Raw genomic sequence first — 20,931 nt, 5'->3', positions numbered from 1 at the left:
GGGGACTCGTTCTAAGTTTGTATGTGCGGTTGGTTTTCTGTTTTGGGGAACCCGCATTATCTAGTTCGTTCTAAGTTCGTCTTTCATGGAGCGGGAGAAACCCGCATTGTTTAGTTCGTTCTAAGTTAGGCTTCTATGGAGCGGGTTTGCGCAGGCTGGCGTTGCGCCTTGGTGGGTGGGCGCGTGTGTTTTGCGGGGGCTCGTTCCAAGTTTTTTTTTGCGGTTGGTTTTCTGTTTTGGGGAACCCGCATTATCTAGTTCGTTCTAAGTTCAGCTTTCATGGAGCGGGTTTGCGCAGGCTTCGCTGCGCCTTGGTGGGTGGGCGCGTGTGTTTTGGTGGGGGCTCGTTCCAAGTTTTTTTTGCGCGTGACTCACTCTCCACTTTCCACTCTCAACTTTCAACTTTCAACTTTCCTCTTTCCTCTTTCCTCTTTCCTCTTTCCTCTTTCAACTCTCCTCTTTCCTCTTTCAACTCTCCTCTTTCAACTCTCCTCTTTCCACTTTCCACTTTCCACTTTCCACTTTCCACTCTCCACTTTCCACTCTCCACTTTCCACTCTCCACTTTCCACTTTCCACTTTCCACTTTCCACTCTCCTCAAAACATGTGCTCGTAGCGGATGCCGATGCGCTCGAGGAACCATTCGCGGCCGACGGTGTGGAGGTACGGCTCGGAAGGGGCGTCGATGCGAGGTTCGGAGAAGGAGCGGCGGCTTTTTATGTCGGCGAGGAGATACAGGTTGTCCTTCGGGGTGATTCGCAGCTGGGCAAACGGGGACGCGCTGATGAAGACGAAGGAACCGTCGTAGGTCTTGTCGAATTCGCCGAAATCGGACGAATTGAAATGCGCGGAGACATCGGACATTATGCCGACGCGGTACAGCCTGAGCGGCATCTGATATCCGATTACGAACGACGCCAGATACTGAAGCCCGCTCGCGTAGTTTCCGGTCGCCTGCCATTTGTAGAGGTCGCCTGCGCCGCAGCCGGAAAGCCCGTTGTTGAACATTGTGCACGTCGCGACGAAAAGAAAATGGCTCCAGTCGCCGCCCGTTATCGCGCCGGTGTCGAACATGAACGTCCCGCGCGCCCAGAAATTGTAGTAGAAGCGGTCGAACGGATTGAGCCTATCGTATTTCGGCGCGTCGGGATTCTTGTTGAAGACGCACATTCCCTCGAACGAGAGCATGTTCCATCCCGTGCCGATTTCGGCGCCCGCGGAGAACGACAGGAACGGGAACGGATTGAGCGAGACGCTCACGCCCGGCTTCACCGTTATGGGAGACAACTCTAGGACGGTGCCGAACGTGATGTTCGAGTCGGAGACAAGCATGTTCTGCCCCAACGGAAGGGAAAGCTTGTAGTCGGCGTGCATTGACGAGCGCATCTCGATTCCCCCGTACAGCCCGTTTATCAGGGAAAAATGGTCGCCACCCGTCCTGAATTCCGACGCGAAATCATAGGCGCCCTCAAAAACATAATAGAAATCGAAACCGTTTTTTTTGTCTTCGGCAGAAAATGCGGACGACAAGACGGACAGAAACAAAGAAAGCGCAAACGCAATTTTTCGCAACAGCATAAGAATCGATTCTAACACACCGGAAAAATCTATAAAAGGTTGGCGCGGACGGGCGCGGGATTCGACACGGCGCTTTTTTTTCCGATATTCTTAAACGACGATTATGAAACCCAACAAAAAAAGACGAACATTCGCAAAGCTCGCGGCAACAGCGGCTTTTCTCATTTCAGTTCCGCTCGCCTCGTGCACGGAAAGGGCACAAATTCCCATGATGGCGGCAGACGGAACAGACGCCAACGCGAAGCGCACGATGATGACGCGCACGGTGAAAAGCGGCGGCGCGGAAACACAGCTGTTCGGATTCAGCGAGGAGAACATCAGCGCGCTCACAAAAAACGACGGCGGATTCATCTCGCTCGGGGTCGTCATCGGCAAATCGGAGAAAAAATCCGGCGGGAAGTTCGCGTTCGGCATTCTCGGCGACGGCGAATTCAAGACGATAAAGGAGATTCCCGCGCGCGCGACCGTGAAGGGAACGCTCGGGGAAGCGGGCGAGGAAAAGCTGAAGGTCTCGATTTGCGCGAGAAGAGGCGACGCCCGCGGATTTTTCGTGATGAGCGACGGCGGCGTCAGGGCGGAGGAATGTTCCGTCGGCGTGCAGTCGCTCGGATACGACTTGAGCGGAAGCATCCCGCATCTTGCGTTCGGGCAAGACGGCGGGACGGCGGACATAAAAAAAGCGTCCGGCAGGGGAATCGACACGACGGGCGCGGAAAAAACGTTCCCCGTCAGTTCTTCCGCGCTTGAGTTCATCTTCTCGGACAAGGCGGCGGCGGACGGAAAAACCGCGACGGAAATTGCGTTCAACGGCGAGAAATTCTACGTCAGGAAACCGAAATCCTCGTCCACGTCGCTGATTCCCCTCAGCGCGGCGAAAAACCCGTTCGGGAACATTTCCCTGACGCAGAATGCCGGGCAGATTTCGTCGCTCATGCTCACGCGGAGGAACATCGCGGAAGGAAAGACGGAGCCGATAAAGACGGACCCGGGGCTTGTCGTCTGGTGGCCGAGGAAGAACTGGCGCGGGACGGATTACGAGCTGTTCGAGTGGGACAGATTTCCCGGCGTGCTCCTTATGGACATCGCGACGTATTCGATTCAGGACGATTTTTTCAGGCGGCTCGCCTATTTCGTGGAGAAGGCGGGATACCGGGGAACGCTCTACCCGGACACGTTCCTTGCCGACAAGCACGGATACAACGCGCACGACTACAAGGCGAAAAACCTCGCGGAATTCTTCGAGAAGGCGCGCGTGGAAAAATTCCCGCTGAACGAACGGGAGCTTCTCCTGAAGAAAATACTTTGCGACAACGGCGTCATCGTCATCGAAAAGGACGGGAGCGTCTCTGAAGGGCGCGGCGCGATAATCTCGATTTCGCAGGAATCGCAGCCGTACCTGAGGAAGCAGCTTCTCGCGCACGAAGGCTGGCACGGAATCTTCTTCAGCGACAAGGATTTCCGCGACTTCGTCTACCGCCAGTACGATTTGCTCGACGACGGCTGCCGGGAATACCTTACGCGGTATTTTCAGGTCACGCCCAGCCTGAACTACGACACGAGCGACGAATATCTGCTCCGGAACGAATTCATGGCGTACATGCTCCAGAAGCCCGTAGAGGACATCCCGAAGTATTTCATCGACATGGCGTCGCGCCGCCACTCCCAGGATTTGGCGAAACCCGAAGCCGATTACGTTCTCGCCACAGGCGCCGCAGGATTCCTCAAAGCATCAAAAGCCCTCGACGCATACGTCAACGAGCGCTGGAACCTCAACGCAGGAAGAATCTGGCTGGCCAACTGAAGCACGCTTTGTTTTTCTAGCGTTTATCTTTGCATATCGGAGCGTGCTCCCGCAGAACACGCACGCATGTTCTGCACCCATTTCTGGGAAACTGGAGCACGCTTTGTTTTTCTAGCGTTTGTCTTTGCTCGTCGGAGCGTGCTCTCGCGGAACATGTACTCATGTTCCGCACCCATTTCGGGGAAACTGAAGCACGCTTTGTTTTTCTAGCGTTTGCCACTGCTCATCGGAGCGTGCTCCCGCGGAACATGTACTCATGTTCCGCACCCTGTTCGGGGAACTTGGGACACGCTTTGTTTCACGAGCGTTTGTCTTTGCTCGTCGGAGCGTGCTCCCGCGGAACATGTACTCATGTTCCGCACCCATTTCGGGGAAACTGGAGCACGCTTTGTTTTTCGAGCGTTTGTCTTTGCACATCGGAGCGTGCTCCCGCGGAACATGACTCATGTTCCGCACCCTGTTCGGGGAACTTGGGACACGCTTTATTTTTCTAGCGTTTGTCTTTGCACATCGGAGCGTGCTCCCGCAGAACATATACTCATGTTCCGCACCCCTTTCGGGGGAACTGAAGCACGCTTTGTTTCACGAGCATTCCAGAATCTCAAAGCATTGCTTCTCTATTCAGATTCCGAAACAAGTTCGGAATGACAAGTTCAAAATTATTTTTCCACATCGTTATTTTAAAACCTCATTCCACAAACAAAGCCAAACTCAGAACGCAAAACGGTATGCAACTGCCCCCCGGGCACGGAAGGTGCGCCCCACGCGCACCGGCGCACGCTTGCTCCAACCAAGCCAATCTTAGAACGCAAAACGGTATGCAACTGCCCCCCGGGCACGGAAGGTGCGCCCAACGCGCACCGGCGCACGCTTGCTCCAACCAAGCCGAACTTAGAACCCGAAACGGTATGCAACTGCCCCCCGGGCACGGAAGGTGCGCCCAACGCGCACCGGCGCACGCTTGCTACAGCAAAGCCGAACTTAGAACCCAAAACGGTATGCAAGCGCGCGCGCCCTTGCTACAACCTTCTCGATTCCATTACAATTCGATACAAGTTTTTCTATTTAATCAAAAAATGAGGAAGAAAAGCTCAAAAAAATCCAGGAGAAAACCATGCTTACTCTCAAATTCGGCGGCACTTCGATGGGGAATGCCAGAAGGATACTCGATTCAACGGAAATCATGGTCGGACGTGCCTCGTCCGACAGAATCAGCGTCATAGTATCGGCTGTGGCCGGCGTGTCGAACGCGCTCCAGGCGGCTATCGACAACGCTGTCGCGGGGAATTCATCGGCGGCGGCAATCGACGGAATCAGAAGGACGCACAGAGAAATCTGCGAGGAGCTCCGCTCGACGCTCGGCGGATTCGACTCCGAGCGCGTAATGAACGAAATCGAGCCGAATTTCAAAGAGCTGGGAAGGCTTCTTGACGGTGTGACGACGTTCGGGGAATGCCCGAAGTCAATCCACTGCAGGATTATGGGCATGGGAGAGCTGTGCTGCGTTCCGATTGTGAACGCCGTCCTCATCGCAAAGAAACAGTCGGTCGTTGTGCTCGACTCGCGCAAATTCATATTCACGACGGGCGACCAGAAAGAAGGCGACCCCGACTACGCAAGAACTGCAGCCGCGCTTTCTCCGTACCGAGACGGGGCGGAGCCGAACCAGGCGCGCGTCCTCCTTTTCCCGGGATTCGTCAGCGCGTGGTCGAAGAATTCCGGCGGGGAGACTGCGATGGGGCTTCTCGGGCGGAACGGCTCGGATTTCTCGGCATCGATTGTCGCGGCGGCGCTCGGCTCAAAGAAATGCGAATTCTGGACGGACGTCGACGGAATCTACACCGCCGACCCGAGAGTCGTCCAGGACGCTATTCTCGTTGACGACATGACGTACGAGGAGGCGATGGAGCTTTCGTTCTTCGGCTCGAAAGTCCTCCACCCGAAAACGCTCGCCCCGCTCGCAGCGAAGGGAATCGAGGCGTGGAGCCTCAACTCGCAGAACCCCGCCGCACGCGGAACGAGAATCGGCCGCGGCCCGTTCGAGTCTGAGAAAAACGCCGGACCCGTCCGCGGGATAAGCTGCCTCAAAAAGACATCGCTCATCAGCGTGTCCGGAAGCGGCATGAAAGGAAAGACAGGAATCGCGAGCAGGATTTTCGCAGCGGTTTCCCGCGCGGGAATCTCCATGCTCCTCATCACGCAGTCTTCGAGCGAGTACACGATTTCGTTCTGCGTGAAGCAGTCGCAGTCGGCAAAGGCGCGCGACGCGCTCAACCAGGAATTCGCCCTCGAAATCCGCGACGGCCTTCTCAACAAGATTGCGGTCGAGGAGGACACGGCGATCGTCTCAATCATCGGCGACAACATGAAGATGAACTGCGGCGTCGCGGGCAAATTCCTCGACTCGCTTTCAAGCCGCGGAATCAACATCAGGGCAATCGCGCAGGGATCGAGCGAGCGCTCCATCTCCGTCGTCGTCGGCGGGGAATTCGGGGACACGGCGGTACGGTCGGCGCACCTCTTCTTCTTCAACACCGCGCAGCCCATCGAAGTGTTCGCGTTCGGCGCGGGAACAATCGGCGGCGCGCTCATCGAGCAGATTCGCGACCAGCATGAAAAACTTCTCGCGCAGAACGTGGACATCAAGGTCTGCGCGATATCGACGCTTGAGGGAATGATTATCGACGCGAACGGAATCGATTTGTCGGGCGACTGGCGCGAGGCGGTCAGGAAATCGGGAAAAACGACGAACCTCGACGAGATAATCGAATTCGTCAAGTCGACAAAGCCGCTGAACCCGGTCTTCGTCGACTGCACGGCAAGCTACGACCTTCCCGAGCGCTACCTCGACATTCTGCGGGCGGGAATGAGCATCGCGACGCCGAACAAGCGCGCGAATTCGATGTCGATGGAATTCTACAAGAAACTCAGGACCGTCGCGAACGAAAGCCACCGCCGGTTCCTCTACGAGACGAACGTCGGCGCGGGGCTTCCGATAATCGACACGCTGCAGAACCTTTTCAAGAGCGGCGACACGCTCACGGGATTCAACGGAATCATGTCAGGCTCGCTCTCGTACATATTCGGAAAGCTCGACGAGGGGAAGAAATTCAGCGAGGCGGTCAAGGAGGCGAAGGAGCTGCGCTACACGGAGCCTGACCCCCGCGACGACCTCAAGGGAACGGACGTCGCACGCAAGGCGCTCATCATCGCGAGGGAATCGGGCATGAGCATCGAGCTTGACGACATAAAGATGAATTCGATTTTCCCCGCGGATTTCGACATCGGCGGAACGGTCGACGAATTCATGGCGCGCCTCCCCGAAGTCGACGCGTATTTCGACGCGAAGATGGCGGAACTGCGCAAGGAAGGAAAAGTCCTCCGCATGGGCGCATCGATTCGCGACGGAAAAGTCTCCGTCGGAATGCTTGAGGTCGGGACGGACGACCCGCTCTACGGCGTCAAGGGCGGCGAGAACGCGTTCGTGTTCGAGACGGCGCGCTACACGCCGATTCCGCTTACGGTACGCGGATACGGGGCAGGAGCCGGCGTCACGGCGGCGGGCGTTTTCGGCGACATCATGCGAACGGTAAGCTTCAACCCGACGAAATGATGCGGCGTCCCGTGCCGAACGGCTTTCGCAAGAAAGTTTGTTTCCGCATCTCTCGCATATGACACTTCTCAAGTTAATAAAACGAAAGAATGCCCGGATTTTTCCGGGCGTTCTTTTTAAGGACATGATTCCGCGGTTTTTGCTATAATCGGCGCATGTCAGGAAAAATCAGGCAGAGAATACGGTTCACGGGACGCGTCCAGGGCGTCGGGTTCAGGTACACGGCGCAATGCGCGGCACGGCTGAACGCGCTGACGGGATGGGTCCACAACGAGGACGACGGCTCGGTCCTCATGGAAATTCAGGGCGAGAAAACGTCAATCGACAAAATGATTGGGCAAATCGATTCCGGAACGTTCATCATCATCGACACAATCGAAAAAACGACCCTCCCCCTCGACGAGCAGGAACGCACTTTCCGCGTACGGTAGCGGGAAGAAAAAAGCCTTCGCAAGAAATCGGATTTCCGTGCGTGTGGATTCCGAAACAGAATTTCTAATAAATCCGTTCGGAATGGCACGCAAGGTCATGCATCTCCAAAAATCAGGATTTTTTTGTCCCGCGAAATTCAGAACAAAAAGCGGCGGATGAACTTCGGGCATATCGTCCCCCCCGCCGATTTCCGATATAATCCACGAAAAACGGAAGGAGAATATCCATGGTCATCGTTCTCAAAAAGGACATATCCAGCGAAGAGAAAGCGGGAATAAAGCGTATGCTCGCGGCGCGCAGCTTCAAGCTGAACGAAATCCGCGGGGAGGAATCGACTATCATAGCGGCGGTCGGGAAGCTCGCGATGGATATCCGCGAGGTCGAGGTCATGCAGGGCGTCGCGAAAGTCATACCGATTTCCAAGCCGTACAAGATGGCGAGCCGAGAATTCAAGCCGGACAACACGATTGTGGAGGTTCCCAACGGGCGCGGGCAGATTGTGCGCGTCGGCGGAAGGCGGCTCGTCTCAATCGCAGGCCCCTGCGCGGTCGAAAGCCGTCAGCAGATGATGGACGCGGCGCAGGCCGTCTCAAAATCGGGCGCGGTGATGCTCAGGGGCGGGGCGTACAAGCCGAGGACATCGCCCTACTCTTTCCAGGGACTCGGCGAGGAAGGGCTGAAATACCTCAAGGAGGCTGGGGAGAAATTCGGGCTTCCCGTCGTCACGGAAATCGTCGCGAGCGAATTCATCCCGGTGATGAAGGATTACGTCGACGTGTATCAGGTGGGCGCGCGCAACATGCAGAATTTCGAGCTGCTGAAAAGGCTCGGCGCGCTCGGAAAGCCTGTCATACTCAAGCGGGGGCTTTCCGCCACAATCGAGGAATGGCTCATGAGCGCCGAGTACCTTCTTTCGAGCGGGACGAACGACGTGATTCTCTGCGAGCGCGGAATCAGAACGTACGAGAAGGCGACGAGGAACACGCTCGACTTGTCCGCGATTCCCGTCCTGCGAGAGATGACGCACCTTCCGATAATCGTCGACCCGAGCCACGCGCTCGGCGTCCGGGACAAGATTCCCCCGATGGCGCTGGCGGCAGTCGCTGCGGGAGCGGACGGAATCATCGTCGAGGTCCATTGTCATCCCGAGGAGGCGAAATCGGACGCGGCGCAGGCGCTGTACCCGGAACAGTTCGACAAAATAATGCGCGACATAGAATCGCTCGCGCCCGTAATCGGCAAGCAGGTCGCGCACATCATGACGGAAAACGCGCAAAGCCCGCTCACGAGCGGAATCCGCATCGAATCGGGGCGCATCAAAGTCGAACGCCCGGCCTCGCGCCCGAAATGCGTTTTCTGCGGCGAGAAAGGCGCGTACGCGGAATCAGCAGTGGAGAAATTCTTTTGCTCAAGCGCGGACGCGGAGCACGTCCATTCGTTCGACGAGATTTTCCAGAGCGTCGTTGACGGAAAGGCGCGGTTCGGCATGGTTCCGATTGAGAACTCGACGGCAGGTTCCGTCTACAACAACTACGACAACCTAGCGCGGTTCGAGGACGTCTCGATTGTCGGCGCGATAACGCTCAGAATCGAGCATTCCCTCCTCGCCCCGAAAGGCGCGACGCTCGAAACAATCCGCACCGTCTACTCGCACCCGCAGGCGCTCGCCCAAAGCTCCGACTTCCTCAAGGCGCACAAATGGAACCAGATTGACACCGTTTCGACGGCAAGCGGCGCGAAGCTCGTCGCGGAAAAAGGCTCCGTCGAGAACGCGGCGGTCGCAAACGCGCGGAACGCCGACATCTACGACCTTGAGATAATCAGCCAGGGAATCGAGAACGACCCGAACAACTACACGAGGTTCGTCGTAATCGAGGCGAACCACGTCGGAAGCGGCACGAGGAGCGACGACATCATCAGCGGGAAAGCGAACATGGCGACGTTCATGTTCAGCACGAAAAACGAGGCGGGCGCCCTGTACGACGCGCTCGGCATCTTCAAGAAACACGGGCTGAGCCTGAACAGACTTGAGAGCCGCCCTATTGCGGGAAAACCGTGGCAGTACTGGTTCTACGGCGACGCTGCGATAAGCGAGGAAATCGAGGAGCCGGAGAAATACGTCTCCGACGTTATGGAAAAGCTCAAGACTGTGGCGGCAGACGTCAGGCTGCTCGGCGTGTACCGGGAGAACAAGTAGCGGGAATCCGCGTTTCCGTGGTATAATCGGAACTCCGTTGGACTGCCTTCGGAATCAAAAGAGGAGAAAAGAAAAATATGGAACAGAGATATGTTTTGTCGGTGCTTGTCGAAAACCATGCGGGCGTTCTCAGCCGCGTTTCGGGATTGTTCAGCCGCCGCGGATTCAACATCGACTCGCTTACGGTCTGCGAGACGTACAATCCGGGACAGAGCCGCATGACAATCGTCGTGAAGGGCGACGAGTACATCCTTGAGCAGATAAAAAAGCAGCTGTCAAAACTCGTCGAAGTCATTTCCATAACGCATTGCGCGAAGGAGGAGACGTGCGAGCGCGAGATGGCGCTCATAAAAGTCAGCGCGGCGGGAACGGCGCGCGCGGAAATCATCCAGGCGTGCAACGTCTTCCGCGCGCACATCGTCGACGTCTCCCCGAATTCCGTGATAATCGAGACGACGGGAAGCGAGGACAAGCTTTCGAGCCTAATCCGCTTCCTGGAGCCGTTCGGAATCCTCGAGCTTGTCAAGACGGGCCTTACCGCGATGGGCCGAGGTGACGAAGTGATGAAATGATTTTTTTGTCGCGATAAAAAGGAAATCGGCGCGTTATCCATCCGCGCCGATTTTTTTTGCCCGGACGCCTATTCCCGTTCTACACGCTGAACTGGTCTATCTGGCTTCCGATGCGGCTTATCGAATTTTTCATCTTCCGCGCGATTTCCGATAGCGCCGAACCCGTCTCGTTGATTTTCCGCGCGCCGACGGACATCTCCTCCATGCTCGACTTTATCGCGATCGTCGTGTTCTGCAGAATCCGCACCTCGTCGAGAATCTGCCTGTTCCCGATTGCCATTTCCCGCGACGCGTTCCGCACCTCGACGGTGCTGTCGTTCATCGACTGGAGCGACGACGTAATCTGCTTGGAGCCCTCGCGCTGCTCCTCCATCGCGCTTTTTATCTGGCGGACGAGCTGGTCGGTCTCGTTTATCCCGTTGGCGACGGCGGAGAACGCATCGCTCGATTCCCGTGACGCGGCGACGACAGAGCCGATCGACTCCTTTATGCCGGAAAGCTGGTCGCCTATCGTCTTCGACTGGACGGAGGACGTTTCGGAAAGCTTCCTGATTTCATCGGCGACGACGGCGAATCCCTTCCCCGCCTCGCCCGCGTGAGCAGCCTCGATGGCGGCATTCATCGCGAGGAGGTTCGTCTGGCTCGCGATTGCGGCAATCGAGCTGTTCGCCTCCTGAAGCATCTCCGACTGCTGCTCGATTTTCCTGATGCAGTCGTTCACGCGCTCCTGCTTCTCGGAACCGCTTCTCGCACGCTCGGAAAGCGAATCGAACGATGACGCCATCATGTCGACCGATTTGTTCACGGACGCGATGTTGCCAATCATCTCCTCCACGGCGGACGAAGCGTCGCTGACGCCGTTCGACTGGTTCGCAATCATGCGCTCAAGCGACTCGATGTTCGACGCAATCTCGTTCACGGCTCCGGCAGTCTGCGACACGCAGTCGCCCTGATTGCTCACCTGCCGGTGCACGCTCTCGATGTTCGCGATGATTTCCGTAATCGACGCGCTCGTGTCCTGCATGCTCGCGTCGAGGTCATCCCCCGCATTCTCAAGAAGGTTCTTCGAGTCCTTCACGTCGGAGACAATCGCGTGGAGCTTTTCCGCGAACGCGTTGAACCCCTTCACGACGCCGCCGATTTCGTTGTTCATATTCGCGGCGGAACCCGTTATGCGCCTCGTGAGGTCGGCCTTTCCGGACGCAATCTGCTCTATCGAAGACTTGACCATGCGGAGCGGATTGAGCGAGCGGTATATTCCCAGCCCGATTGCGACGACGAGCGAGATTCCGAGCAGCAGCCCCGCGACGACAAGCGTGAGCGTTATTTCATGCGCGGTTGCGTACACCTGGCGCTCCGAAATGATGAACGCGAACCCCCAGCTGGCATTCTCGACGGGCTTGTACGTGACGAATTTGCGCCCGGATTTTTTCGTTCCGACCCACATCGCCCCGGACTGCTTTTTGGAAAGCGCGTCCGTGACAGGACGAAGCGAAAGCGAAAGCTCCCTGATTTGCTCCTCGCCCGACGCCGGCGCGGACGTCGATATGATTTCCCCGCGGCTGTTGAAAAGCACGGCGTATCCAGTCTTCCCGATTCGTATTCCGCTGATGAATTCGCTCAGCTTGTCCACGCCGACAACGGCGCTGAACATCCCGACGGTGCGGGAGCCGTCCTTGACCGCCTTCGACACGTGGATTATCGTCTTCCCAGTCGACTTGGACGTAACCGGGTCGTCGATGTTCGTCTCGTCGCCGTCCTTCATTATCGCGGCGAAGTAATCGCGGTCGGCGACATTCGTGACGTTGTTCTGGTCGTTGTAGAAATCACCGTTGCCGTCGATGTACCCGATCCTGTCGAAATCGGGCGTGCGCGACTTCTCGTGCGCTATAAGCCACGGCTGGATGAGCGCAGGGTCGGCGGTCCTCGTTATGTCCGCCTCGGTATACATGCGCATCTGCTTTATGTACTCGCTGAGACGGATGGAGACGACGTTCGCGTATGCGTCCGTTATCTTGCGGCAATCCTCCTCGTACGAGGACGCGACGGATTTCTTCGCGCGCTCCTTGACGACAAAAACCTGAAATGCGCTCAGCACCGCTACGACTACGACCGTCACGGCGATAATGAAATGGGCAAGCCTGCCCGTTCTCGTTTGGCTGGATTTCTTCATAAGCGAATTCTATCAATTAGATGGGAAAGCGCAACAAAAAAAAGCGCTGTTTCTCCCTCATCTTTCAACTTTCATCTTTCATTGGTACAATCGGACGCGAAAACGTAATTTAGGGAAAGAAAATGGCTTTTGTAAAGAATTTGTTTGACAAGAATTTCATCGAATACGCGAGCTACGTCATACGGGACAGGGCAATCCCGGACATCGAGGACGGGCTCAAGCCGGTGCAGCGGAGGATAATGCACACGCTTTTCGAGATGGACGACGGAAGGTTCCAGAAAGTGGCGACGGTCGTCGGCAGGTGCATGAAATACCATCCGCACGGGGACGCATCAATCGGGGGCGCGCTCGTGGTGCTCGCGAACAGGGAATATTTCATCGAGAAGCAGGGAAATTTCGGGAACATCTACACGGGCGACTCGGCATCAGCGCCGAGGTACATAGAATGCCGCGTCAACCAGATTGCGAAGGATTTCCTCTACAACCCGAACGTGACGCAGTACGTTCCGAGCTACGACGGAAGGTCGAAGGAGCCGGTCGTCTTCAGGGCGAAGCTCCCGCTCGTCCTCCTCACCGCGGCGGAGGGAATCGCGGTCGGAATGAACACGCGCATCCTCCCGTACAACATCCGCGAGGTCATCGACGCCGAGAAGAAATGCCTGAACGGCGAGCCGTTCAAACTCAACCCGGACTTTCCGACGGGCGGGCTCCTCGACGTGTCGAACTACAACGACGGCACGGGAAAAATCGTCACGCGCGCGAAATTCGACATCTCGGACGAGAAGAAAATCGTCATCACGGAGCTTCCCTACCCGAGCACGACGGAATCGCTCATCTCGTCGATCGAGAACGCGGCGAAAAACGGCAAGATAAAGATTTCATCGATACACGACCTTACCGCGAAGGAAGTGAACATCGAGATAAAGCTTCCGCGCGGCGTGTACGCGAAGGACGTGGTGGACTCGCTCTACGCGTATACGGACTGCGAGCAGTCGGTCTCGGCGAACATGCTCGTCATAAAGGACAACATGCCCGTCCAGGTGACGGCTACGGAGGTCATCCAGTTCCACGCGGAGCAGCTCAAGGGAATCCTCAAGGACGAGCTTGAATTCGAGCGGAACGCGCTGACGGACAAGCTCCACCAGCGCACGCTCGAGCGCATTTTCGTGGAGGAGCGGATTTACAAGCTCATCGAGACGCAGAAAACGCAGGCGGCTGTGGAGAAAGCAGTGCTGGACGGTTTCGTGCCGCACAAGGACGAGCTTGTCAGGGAAATTTCCGGAGACGACATCGAGAAGCTGCTTTCGATTCCGATACGGCGCATCTCCCTCTACGACATGAGCAAGAACAAGGCGGAGGTCACCGCGATAAACAAGCGCCTGCGCGAAATCGCCAAGCTCCTCAAGAACCTCACCGGTTACGCCGTCTCCTACCTGGAGTCGCTCGAGGAAAAAATCAAGGCGGCGAAAATCGACACGAAACGGAAGACGACGGTGAAGCGGTTCAGCGCCGTTGACGCGCGGGAAATCGCGAAGAGAAGCATCCCGCTCAGGTACGACGACAAAGGCTACCTCGGAACGGGCGTCTCGGGCGGAAGCGAAATCATGAAGGTGAGCGAATTCGACAAAATCATCTGCATGAGGCGGAACGGCATGTACACGGCGATGGACGTTCCCGCAAAAGTGTTCATCGACAAAAGCGCGTGGTTCGTCTCGTTCGCGGACAAGGAAGAAATCGCGAAGGTTCTCATCACCGTCATATTCAAGGACGCGAAAACAGGCTTCGCATCGATAAAAAGGACGCGCATAACGACGTGGATTATGAACCGCGACTACTTCATCGCCCCGGACGGCGCGGAAATCCTCCACGTGGACACGCGCGCGGATTTCTCGTTCACGCTCAAATACCAGAAAAAAGCGCGCGCCTCGGTTCTTGAGGAGACGTTCCGCGCGGGCGACTTCGAGGAGAAGGGGCTCAAGACGCTCGGAATCCGCCTCTCATCGCGAGAGTGCGAGGGAATCGTCGTCGACGGCGCGCCGGCAAACGGAATACCAGAGACAATCGCCATCCCGCTCGGGGACGAGAAAAGCGAATAGGAAACGCGCGGATTTTCTTCAACGGAGGTACACATGAAAACTACGGCGCAGATGATGGCAACGCTCGAATCGGTCGCAAAACGCAATATGGGAAAAATGGTATACACGCTTTTCCTTATGATAATACTCCAGTCGGTCGCGGCGAGCGCGCTTCTCTTCGCGGTTCTCGGATTCGAAATCAGGACGGGCGCATTCTACGCGCTGGAAATCGTGGCGGCAGTCGTCACGCTCTCGCTGCATTTCGGGTTCGCGACAGTCCTGCTCCGGATGGTGCGCGACGAATTCGTCACGCTCGGATTCCTCTTCCACGGGTTCCGGAAGCCGCGGCTCTCGCTTCCCGTCGTCGTCCCGTTCCTCATCGTCCTTGCGGCGGTCTTCTTCGCGTCGGACGCGATTGTGTCAAACGCCGCTCGGGATTTTCTTGCGGAACGGAGCGGCGAAAGCGCGATGGACGCGCTGTTCCGGGCAGTTTCGGTAAGGGTGCTGGCGTTCGCGCTCCTCGCATTCGTTTTCGCCGCGCTGCCGTTCGCGTTCGCGTTTTTCTTCCGGATTGACAACCCACAAAAAACGGGGATTTGGGCGATGTGGAAAAGCCTCCGCCTGTCCGTCTCCCGCGCGAATTTCATCCGGCTCATCGTGTTCGCGGTGAAGGCGGCGGGGACGAGGCTTGCGGTTGCGATAATTCTTTCCGTCATCATCTCTTTTTTGAGCCATGTCAAATCGCTCGGAATCCTCGTCATGATTCTCGATTTCGTCTATTTCCTCAACGCATACACCGCGGCGATACGGATTCTCCTCTCCGTCGCGGTGATGTACGACTCGCTTACCGAGACGAAGACGGGGCAGCTCATCGCAATCGAGGCATAAGGAGAAAAAAAATGAGAGTTCCCCTCGGGCAATCGTCATTCGAGCAGATTATAAAAGGTTCCCGCTTCCTGTCGGAAAGTTTTCCCGTCTCGTCGCAGCAGGAAGTCAGGGAAATCCTAAAAAGCCAGAAGCAGAAATACGCCGACGCGACGCACGTCTGCCACGCGTTCATCTGCGGCAAGAAGGCGGAAATCATGGGGATGAGCGACGATGGGGAACCGGGCGGAACTGCGGGCAGGCCGATGCTCGACATACTGAAAGGAAGCGGCTGCACGAACATTCTCATAACGGTGACGAGATGGTTCGGCGGGACGCTTCTGGGAACGGGCGGGCTCGTCCATGCGTACGGCGACGGCGCGCGCGGCGTCCTGAACGCGACAGAAACGGAAGAGCTTGTCGAGAAGCAGGCGTTCGAAATTTCATGCGACTACCAGCAGTACAACGTCGTAAAAAAAGCGCTCGAGGAATTCACCGTCAGCGCGATGAGCGAGGAATTCGGGGAGAACGTCCGCGTGGGCGCGTCGGTCCCGCTTTCCGAATTCCCGCGTCTTGCCTCCTCCGTTTTCGACAGGACGAACGGGAAGGTCGCCGCGACGCCGCTCGGGGAATGAAGCGGACGGCGAAAAGCAAACGGCGCGCTGCGCGACGATTTTTTCATCAGAACGCGAATTATGGGGTATAATGGACATGTCCGGCTTCCTGAACGGGGCCGCTCCCGATTTTTTCCTCTCGCATAAATAAAAAAAAGCCAAAGAAAATGTTCGGAAAGTGAAAAGCCTGGAATCTGTCCAGAAAAAGAGCAAACGCAATCGGCCTGTCCGGCACTGTTGCCGTCCTGGCCGACGAAGGGGGTACACCATGAAAAGAAACTGCATCAAGAGAATTCTGCCTGCTCTTGCCATCTCCATTTTCGCCGGCTTCAGCGCAGGCGCGGAACAAGTACAGAAACTTGACTTCACGGGAGTCGCAAAAACAGGAAAAGTCGTCATCACGATAAACGAGCACGAGCAGACGATGGTCTACTACACGCCGAGCAGGGACAACCGCTATTCGATTCTCGATTACGACATCCAGCACGACGCGAATTCGGACAGCATGACGATAACGGCGACGGTGCTCGACCCGCTGTTCAGCACGGCGAGCGAGGTGCTTCTCTACAAGAACGACACATACGCGGACATGCGCATCGGGCGGAAGCGGATAACGTTCAGCTACGTTGACGATTTCCGCATCACGAAATAGGAGACAATCCCCGGGTTCACCAGATGAATCCGGGATTTTTTTGCGCCCCAGCGCGCCGTGTTTTTCAACGCCCCGGAAAAATGGTACAATCTGGTCATGAAGCTCATCAAAAAGAACACGGAGCGCGGAGAGGAAAAGAAGAAACGCCCCAAGAAGCTCAAGCGGATAAAGAACGCGAACCCGTCGGTCGTCCTCGACAGGCACGGGAACATCATACGGCGCGTCGACGGCACGGAACACGGGGATGAAAAACGCGGGGGACAATTTCTCGCGGCGCTGTTCGAAAAGCTCATTCCGCCAGGAACAAAAGCCGGAAACAAGAAACAGAAAACCGAAATGAGGAAGAAGCCGAAGCGCAAAGCCGAAAGCGAATACAACGAAGCCGTTCCCTACGATTTTCCCGGCGACATAATACGAAGCATAAAGAACACGGCGGGCGATTTTGCCGGGATAATCGGCGGAAAATCACCGTCGGCTGGAAAGGCGGGCGAAGAAAAACGGGGCGGAATACGGGACGCGGCGCCGATTCGGAAACTGTCCGCCATCAGGAGGAAATTCATGTCATTGTCAAAAGCGATGCGGAGGATTGTCATCGCGCTGTCTGCCCTATTCGTCGCGCTCGTGTCGGTCTGCGCGTTAAACATCTGGGCTTCGGGATTCAGGGAAACATGGAAGGCGCGCGAGGCGAGCGACGCGGAAAAGGCCGCGCTCGAATCGATTCTCGACGAGGCGTTCGCCGACGAGCGCTCCGAAAAACTGCGCCCGCTTCCGTACAGGACGACGCCCGCGAAGCTCGACGTCAGGGCAGGCGCGGCTGTTCTCGTGGACACGGCGAACGGATGCGTCCTTTACGAGAAGAACGCGGACAGACTGATTCCCCCGGCTTCCCTCACGAAGCTTTTCGTCATGTACATCGTCTTCAAGGAAGTCGAGGCGGGAAAAATCACCATGGACGACATCGTGCCGCTTCCCGAGCTTTCGTGGGCGGTGAACCTTCCGAGGGACGCGTCGCTCATGCACCTCGGGCAGGGGCAGACCGTCACGCTGAGGGAGCTTATGGCGGGCCTTGCCGTCGCGAGCGGAAACGATGCGGCACGGGCGGTCGCATATTACATAAGCGGCACGCAGGAGGATTTCGTCGCGCGGATGAATGCGGAATGCAGGGCGCTCGGGCTCAAGAAAACGTATTTCGTCGAGCCGAGCGGTTACGACGAGAACAACATAACGACAGCGCGCGAGCTTGCCGAATTCGCGCGGATTTACGTCACGCACTTCCCGCAGTCGATAGAGGAATTCCACTCGCTCAAGTCGCTCGATTATCCGCTTCAGAAAAACCTTCCGAGCTGGCAGAAAAACTACGGCGACACGCTCGCAATCCACCACTCGAACACGAACCCGCTGCTGGGGAAACTCGACGGCGTCGACGGGCTGAAAACGGGGTTCATATACGAAAGCGGCTACAACCTCGCGCTCACGGCATCGCGGAACGGCCAGCGGTTCCTCTCGATAACGCTTCAGGGACAAGGAAAGGGAACGAAGCAGGGAAACGAGGGGCGCATCCACGACGGGACGGAGCTGATGGAATGGGCGTTCTCGACGTTCGCGGACTACGAGCCGGGGAAGGACACGTCTCTCGTTTTTCCCGTTCCGTCTTTGGCGTCGAAGGGGAACGACGGGAAATTCGTCAACCTCGTTCCCGCCTGGAAAAACAAGATTACCGTCCCGCATCTTTTCGGAAGCACAGCGAAGGACAGCGCCGACGCGGTGAAGGTCGTCGTCGACGTGCCGCCGTACCTGTACGGGGGCGTCAAGCTCGGCGCGCAGTACGGCTCGGTAAAATACAAGCTCGGGGAAATCACGCTCGAGACGGTTCCGCTCGTCGCGGACAGGTCGCTTGAGAGCGCCGGAATCGCGGGGCGTTTTTTCGGGACGCTCGCAAAAGGCTCCCTCGAAAAAAACAGATAAGCAGAGAAAAGGCGGGATTCAGAAAGAAAACCCCTCGGAAATGAGCGCGTCGACGAGAAGGTCGAGCTTCTGGTAGAGGTAATCCGCCCTTCCCGACGACGATTTCCCGATGGTGACAGGAATCCTGCAGCCGGGGAATGAGTTTTCGACATAGAAGAGGACGATTTCCGACGATTTCATGTGCCACCGCCCGCCGTTCCCGTCAGCATAATCGGCGGCATCGAGGCTGAACCGCCCCGCCTCGAAGTATTCGTATCCGGCGCGCGCTCCCGCCTCCTTCATCGCCTGCGTCGCCTTGTAGAACGGGGCGTGCCACAAAAGCGAAAGCTCCTTCCCCGTGGCGGCGAGGAATTCGTCCTCGTTCCGGGCAAGCCCCCGCGCGATGAAATCCCCGTCAACGACGTATCCGTCACGCGCAAGTTCCAGCAGGTTCGCGCCGGAGAAAAACATCGACGCGCAGACGTGGTTCCGCCCGGCAATCATCCGCACCTTCTCGGGAAACCGCCGTATGAATTCGCCGTTGATGAAAAAAGTCGCTTTTATATTGTAGAAATCGAGGACAGAAAGGACGAAATCGAGCCCCTCGTCGCTGTCGAGCGCGTCAAAGACGAGCTCCACCCTGCCTTTGTACGAGCCGCCCCCCGCACCCGAAACGATGTCGCGCGTCTCGATGTCGCCCGAAAGCGTCCTGACAAAAACGCCGTCGCGCCCGGATGCGCTTTTCCCGACGTAGACGCGGTATTTTCCGTCCTGAACCTGCCTGGAAGAAATCGAGCCGTCGACGAGGCGGGCAAATCCGGACGTGGAATCAATCTCGCGCCACAACGACGAGGCGGGAACGTATTCGAAAAGGGTGCCGTCGCACGCGCGCGCGACGTTCCGCCCGCTCACCCACGCGGACGAGGCGACGGACGAAAGAAAAAGCGTCTTCCGCACATTTTTTCCGCGCGAGAAATCCCACAACGAGACGCATTTCTCGCTTCCCACAAAAATCGACGAATTTCCGCCCCAAACGCACGAGACGATTTTCTCGCCGGAGAACTTCGCCACGACCGAGAACGAGCCGTCCCGCACCTCAAGCGCGTCGTCCGTCGCGAGGGCGATGAGGCTCCCGTCCGGGGAAAGCGACGGGCGGACGCGGGACGACGAGCGGGAAAGCGTGGCGAGTGAGCCTTCGGAAAGGAGCATCACGGAGGAAGAGCGCGCGTCGCAGAACCAGACGAGGGGCTTCCCGCCGAACCAGAAGACCGCGCAGTCTGAAACGGGAAGTGACGGAGGGGAAAGAGCCGCGGAAAAATCGACTCCGCGCCCGAACACGCTCAAAACGTTCCCCGATTTCAGGACGGCGACGCTCTCACCGTCCGCCCAGAACAGGTCGCTTCCCGGGTCGAACGAAAACGGAAGGCGAGCCGACACCGAGCCTATCCCGACGAGTTTCCGGTAAAGCCCGCGCGTGTGAATCTCGTTCGCGCTTATCCGGTACACGATGTCGCCGTCTATGTAGACGAGGGAGCTTCTCCCGAAAGGAGAAGACGACCATTCAATCGAATTTATGCCGCCGCCGCCAATCTCCCGAAAAGATTCGTCGGGCTGGAGGTTCTTCATCTCGGCGTCGGGATCGCAGAAAAAAAGCCGCCCACACGCTTCGTAGACGAATATGCGGCTGTCGGGCGACCATTTTACGGGAACCGCCGAAAACGAGAAGGGAACGTCCGCGGCAAGCACTTTCTCCTCGGAGGTGGACGCGCTCCGAAGAACAAGCTCCCCGCGGACGGCGTTTTTCCTGCGCACGAAGCACACCCACCGCCCGTCGAAGCTCACGGCCTCCGGCCCGGATTTTCTTCCCGCAAACGAATTGGTCCGCGAAACCCAAATCAGGTCGCCGGAGACGGACGAATAGCGCGCCGTGCCGAACTGGTTCCGTATTTGCAGGACGGAGCCGCCGGAAAGAAGCTCCATCCGCTCGGGATAGCACGTCAGCAAATCGAATTCTCCGCCGGCGACATCGGCACAGACCAAGGTGCGCGCGCCCGTAAGCCCCGCAGTCACGACCTCGAACGAGACGCGCCCGTTTCCGCCGAGACGCGGATTCGAGAACAATTCCGCCGGCGCGGAAAACGGCAGCAGGAGGGAGAGAAAAACGAAAAACAGTTTTGCTTTATTCAGAAGAACGCGACATCGAACCAAAATCGCTCTCCAAATCGTCGAGCCTGCGGTATATTTCGGCAATCCGTTCCTCAAGCGCGGAAATCTGCTTCTGCTCAAGCTCGTTGAAAACCTCCTCCGAGGTGGAATGCGGAATCCCGAGCGTTTTTTTCGCGCCGCACCAGGGACAATAGTTGAAATCGCGCTCGATTGTCCTTCCGCAGTTCTTGCAGTTGCAAACGAACGTCAT

General features: G+C 57.2%; 15 protein-coding genes. 10 read left to right on the top strand and 5 right to left on the bottom strand.

What is annotated here, in order from left to right; all coding sequences use genetic code 11:
- Window positions 1–391: 391 nt before the first annotated feature.
- Together TRESADRAFT_RS15055 and TRESADRAFT_RS06305 are read right to left on the bottom strand one after the other, a co-directional pair.
- On the bottom strand, window positions 392–592 hold the full coding sequence (locus TRESADRAFT_RS15055; RefSeq protein ID WP_141607218.1) for a hypothetical protein: 201 nt from the start codon (window positions 590–592) through the stop codon (window positions 392–394).
- Between the two features lie 5 nt (window positions 593–597).
- Entirely contained in the window at window positions 598–1,578 is a 981-nt protein-coding gene (locus TRESADRAFT_RS06305) for a hypothetical protein (RefSeq protein ID WP_002703932.1), read from the bottom strand.
- Window positions 1,579–1,681: 103 nt separating this feature from the next.
- Here TRESADRAFT_RS06305 and TRESADRAFT_RS15050 point away from each other — a divergent pair, with 103 nt between their 5' ends.
- From TRESADRAFT_RS15050 to ilvN, 5 genes are all read left to right on the top strand, one after another.
- Complete coding sequence (locus TRESADRAFT_RS15050; protein ID WP_002703930.1) at window positions 1,682–3,379, top strand: hypothetical protein; 1,698 nt, start codon at window positions 1,682–1,684, stop codon at window positions 3,377–3,379.
- Between the two features lie 1,114 nt (window positions 3,380–4,493).
- Complete coding sequence (gene thrA, locus TRESADRAFT_RS06295) at window positions 4,494–6,992, top strand: bifunctional aspartate kinase/homoserine dehydrogenase I (protein ID WP_002703927.1); 2,499 nt, start codon at window positions 4,494–4,496, stop codon at window positions 6,990–6,992.
- Window positions 6,993–7,147: 155 nt separating this feature from the next.
- Entirely contained in the window at window positions 7,148–7,423 is a 276-nt protein-coding gene (locus tag TRESADRAFT_RS06290) for an acylphosphatase (RefSeq protein ID WP_002703925.1), read from the top strand.
- Window positions 7,424–7,650: 227 nt separating this feature from the next.
- Entirely contained in the window at window positions 7,651–9,621 is a 1,971-nt protein-coding gene (gene aroF / locus TRESADRAFT_RS06285) for a 3-deoxy-7-phosphoheptulonate synthase (RefSeq protein ID WP_002703923.1), read from the top strand.
- Between the two features lie 77 nt (window positions 9,622–9,698).
- Window positions 9,699–10,193 carry an acetolactate synthase small subunit gene (gene ilvN, locus TRESADRAFT_RS06280; protein ID WP_002703921.1) on the top strand — a complete coding sequence of 165 codons (495 nt, stop codon included), beginning with the start codon at window positions 9,699–9,701 and terminating at the stop codon, window positions 10,191–10,193.
- Window positions 10,194–10,272: 79 nt separating this feature from the next.
- Here ilvN and TRESADRAFT_RS06275 read toward each other — a convergent pair whose 3' ends face one another.
- Window positions 10,273–12,366 carry a methyl-accepting chemotaxis protein gene (locus tag TRESADRAFT_RS06275; RefSeq protein ID WP_002703919.1) on the bottom strand — a complete coding sequence of 698 codons (2,094 nt, stop codon included), beginning with the start codon at window positions 12,364–12,366 and terminating at the stop codon, window positions 10,273–10,275.
- Between the two features lie 122 nt (window positions 12,367–12,488).
- Between TRESADRAFT_RS06275 and TRESADRAFT_RS06270 the strand changes: the two genes are divergently transcribed.
- The 5 genes from TRESADRAFT_RS06270 to TRESADRAFT_RS15045 all read left to right on the top strand — a co-directional run bounded on the left by TRESADRAFT_RS06270 (window position 12,489) and on the right by TRESADRAFT_RS15045 (window position 18,536).
- Window positions 12,489–14,462, top strand: a complete 1,974-nt coding sequence (locus tag TRESADRAFT_RS06270; protein ID WP_002703917.1) for a DNA topoisomerase IV subunit A — start codon at window positions 12,489–12,491, stop codon at window positions 14,460–14,462.
- 33 nt (window positions 14,463–14,495) lie between these two features.
- Window positions 14,496–15,329, top strand: coding sequence for a hypothetical protein (locus tag TRESADRAFT_RS06265; protein ID WP_002703915.1), 834 nt, complete (start codon window positions 14,496–14,498; stop codon window positions 15,327–15,329).
- Between the two features lie 11 nt (window positions 15,330–15,340).
- Window positions 15,341–15,940, top strand: coding sequence for a YigZ family protein (locus tag TRESADRAFT_RS06260; RefSeq protein WP_002703913.1), 600 nt, complete (start codon window positions 15,341–15,343; stop codon window positions 15,938–15,940).
- Between the two features lie 247 nt (window positions 15,941–16,187).
- Window positions 16,188–16,571, top strand: a complete 384-nt coding sequence (locus TRESADRAFT_RS06255) for a hypothetical protein (protein ID WP_002703911.1) — start codon at window positions 16,188–16,190, stop codon at window positions 16,569–16,571.
- Window positions 16,572–16,667: 96 nt separating this feature from the next.
- Window positions 16,668–18,536 carry a D-alanyl-D-alanine carboxypeptidase family protein gene (locus TRESADRAFT_RS15045; protein WP_002703909.1) on the top strand — a complete coding sequence of 623 codons (1,869 nt, stop codon included), beginning with the start codon at window positions 16,668–16,670 and terminating at the stop codon, window positions 18,534–18,536.
- Between the two features lie 18 nt (window positions 18,537–18,554).
- Here the strand turns inward: TRESADRAFT_RS15045 and TRESADRAFT_RS06245 are convergent, their stop codons facing one another.
- Window positions 18,555–20,723 carry a polysaccharide deacetylase family protein gene (locus TRESADRAFT_RS06245; protein ID WP_002703907.1) on the bottom strand — a complete coding sequence of 723 codons (2,169 nt, stop codon included), beginning with the start codon at window positions 20,721–20,723 and terminating at the stop codon, window positions 18,555–18,557.
- Window positions 20,695–20,931 carry a zinc ribbon domain-containing protein gene (locus tag TRESADRAFT_RS06240; RefSeq protein ID WP_002703905.1) on the bottom strand — a complete coding sequence of 79 codons (237 nt, stop codon included), beginning with the start codon at window positions 20,929–20,931 and terminating at the stop codon, window positions 20,695–20,697. Before TRESADRAFT_RS06240 ends, TRESADRAFT_RS06245 begins: the two co-directional genes overlap by 29 nt.

It is taken from the genome of Treponema saccharophilum DSM 2985, assembly GCF_000255555.1.
GTDB classification, from domain to species: Bacteria; Spirochaetota; Spirochaetia; order Treponematales; family Treponemataceae; genus Treponema_D; species Treponema_D saccharophilum.
This window is presented reverse-complemented; position numbering and strand designations above follow the sequence as displayed.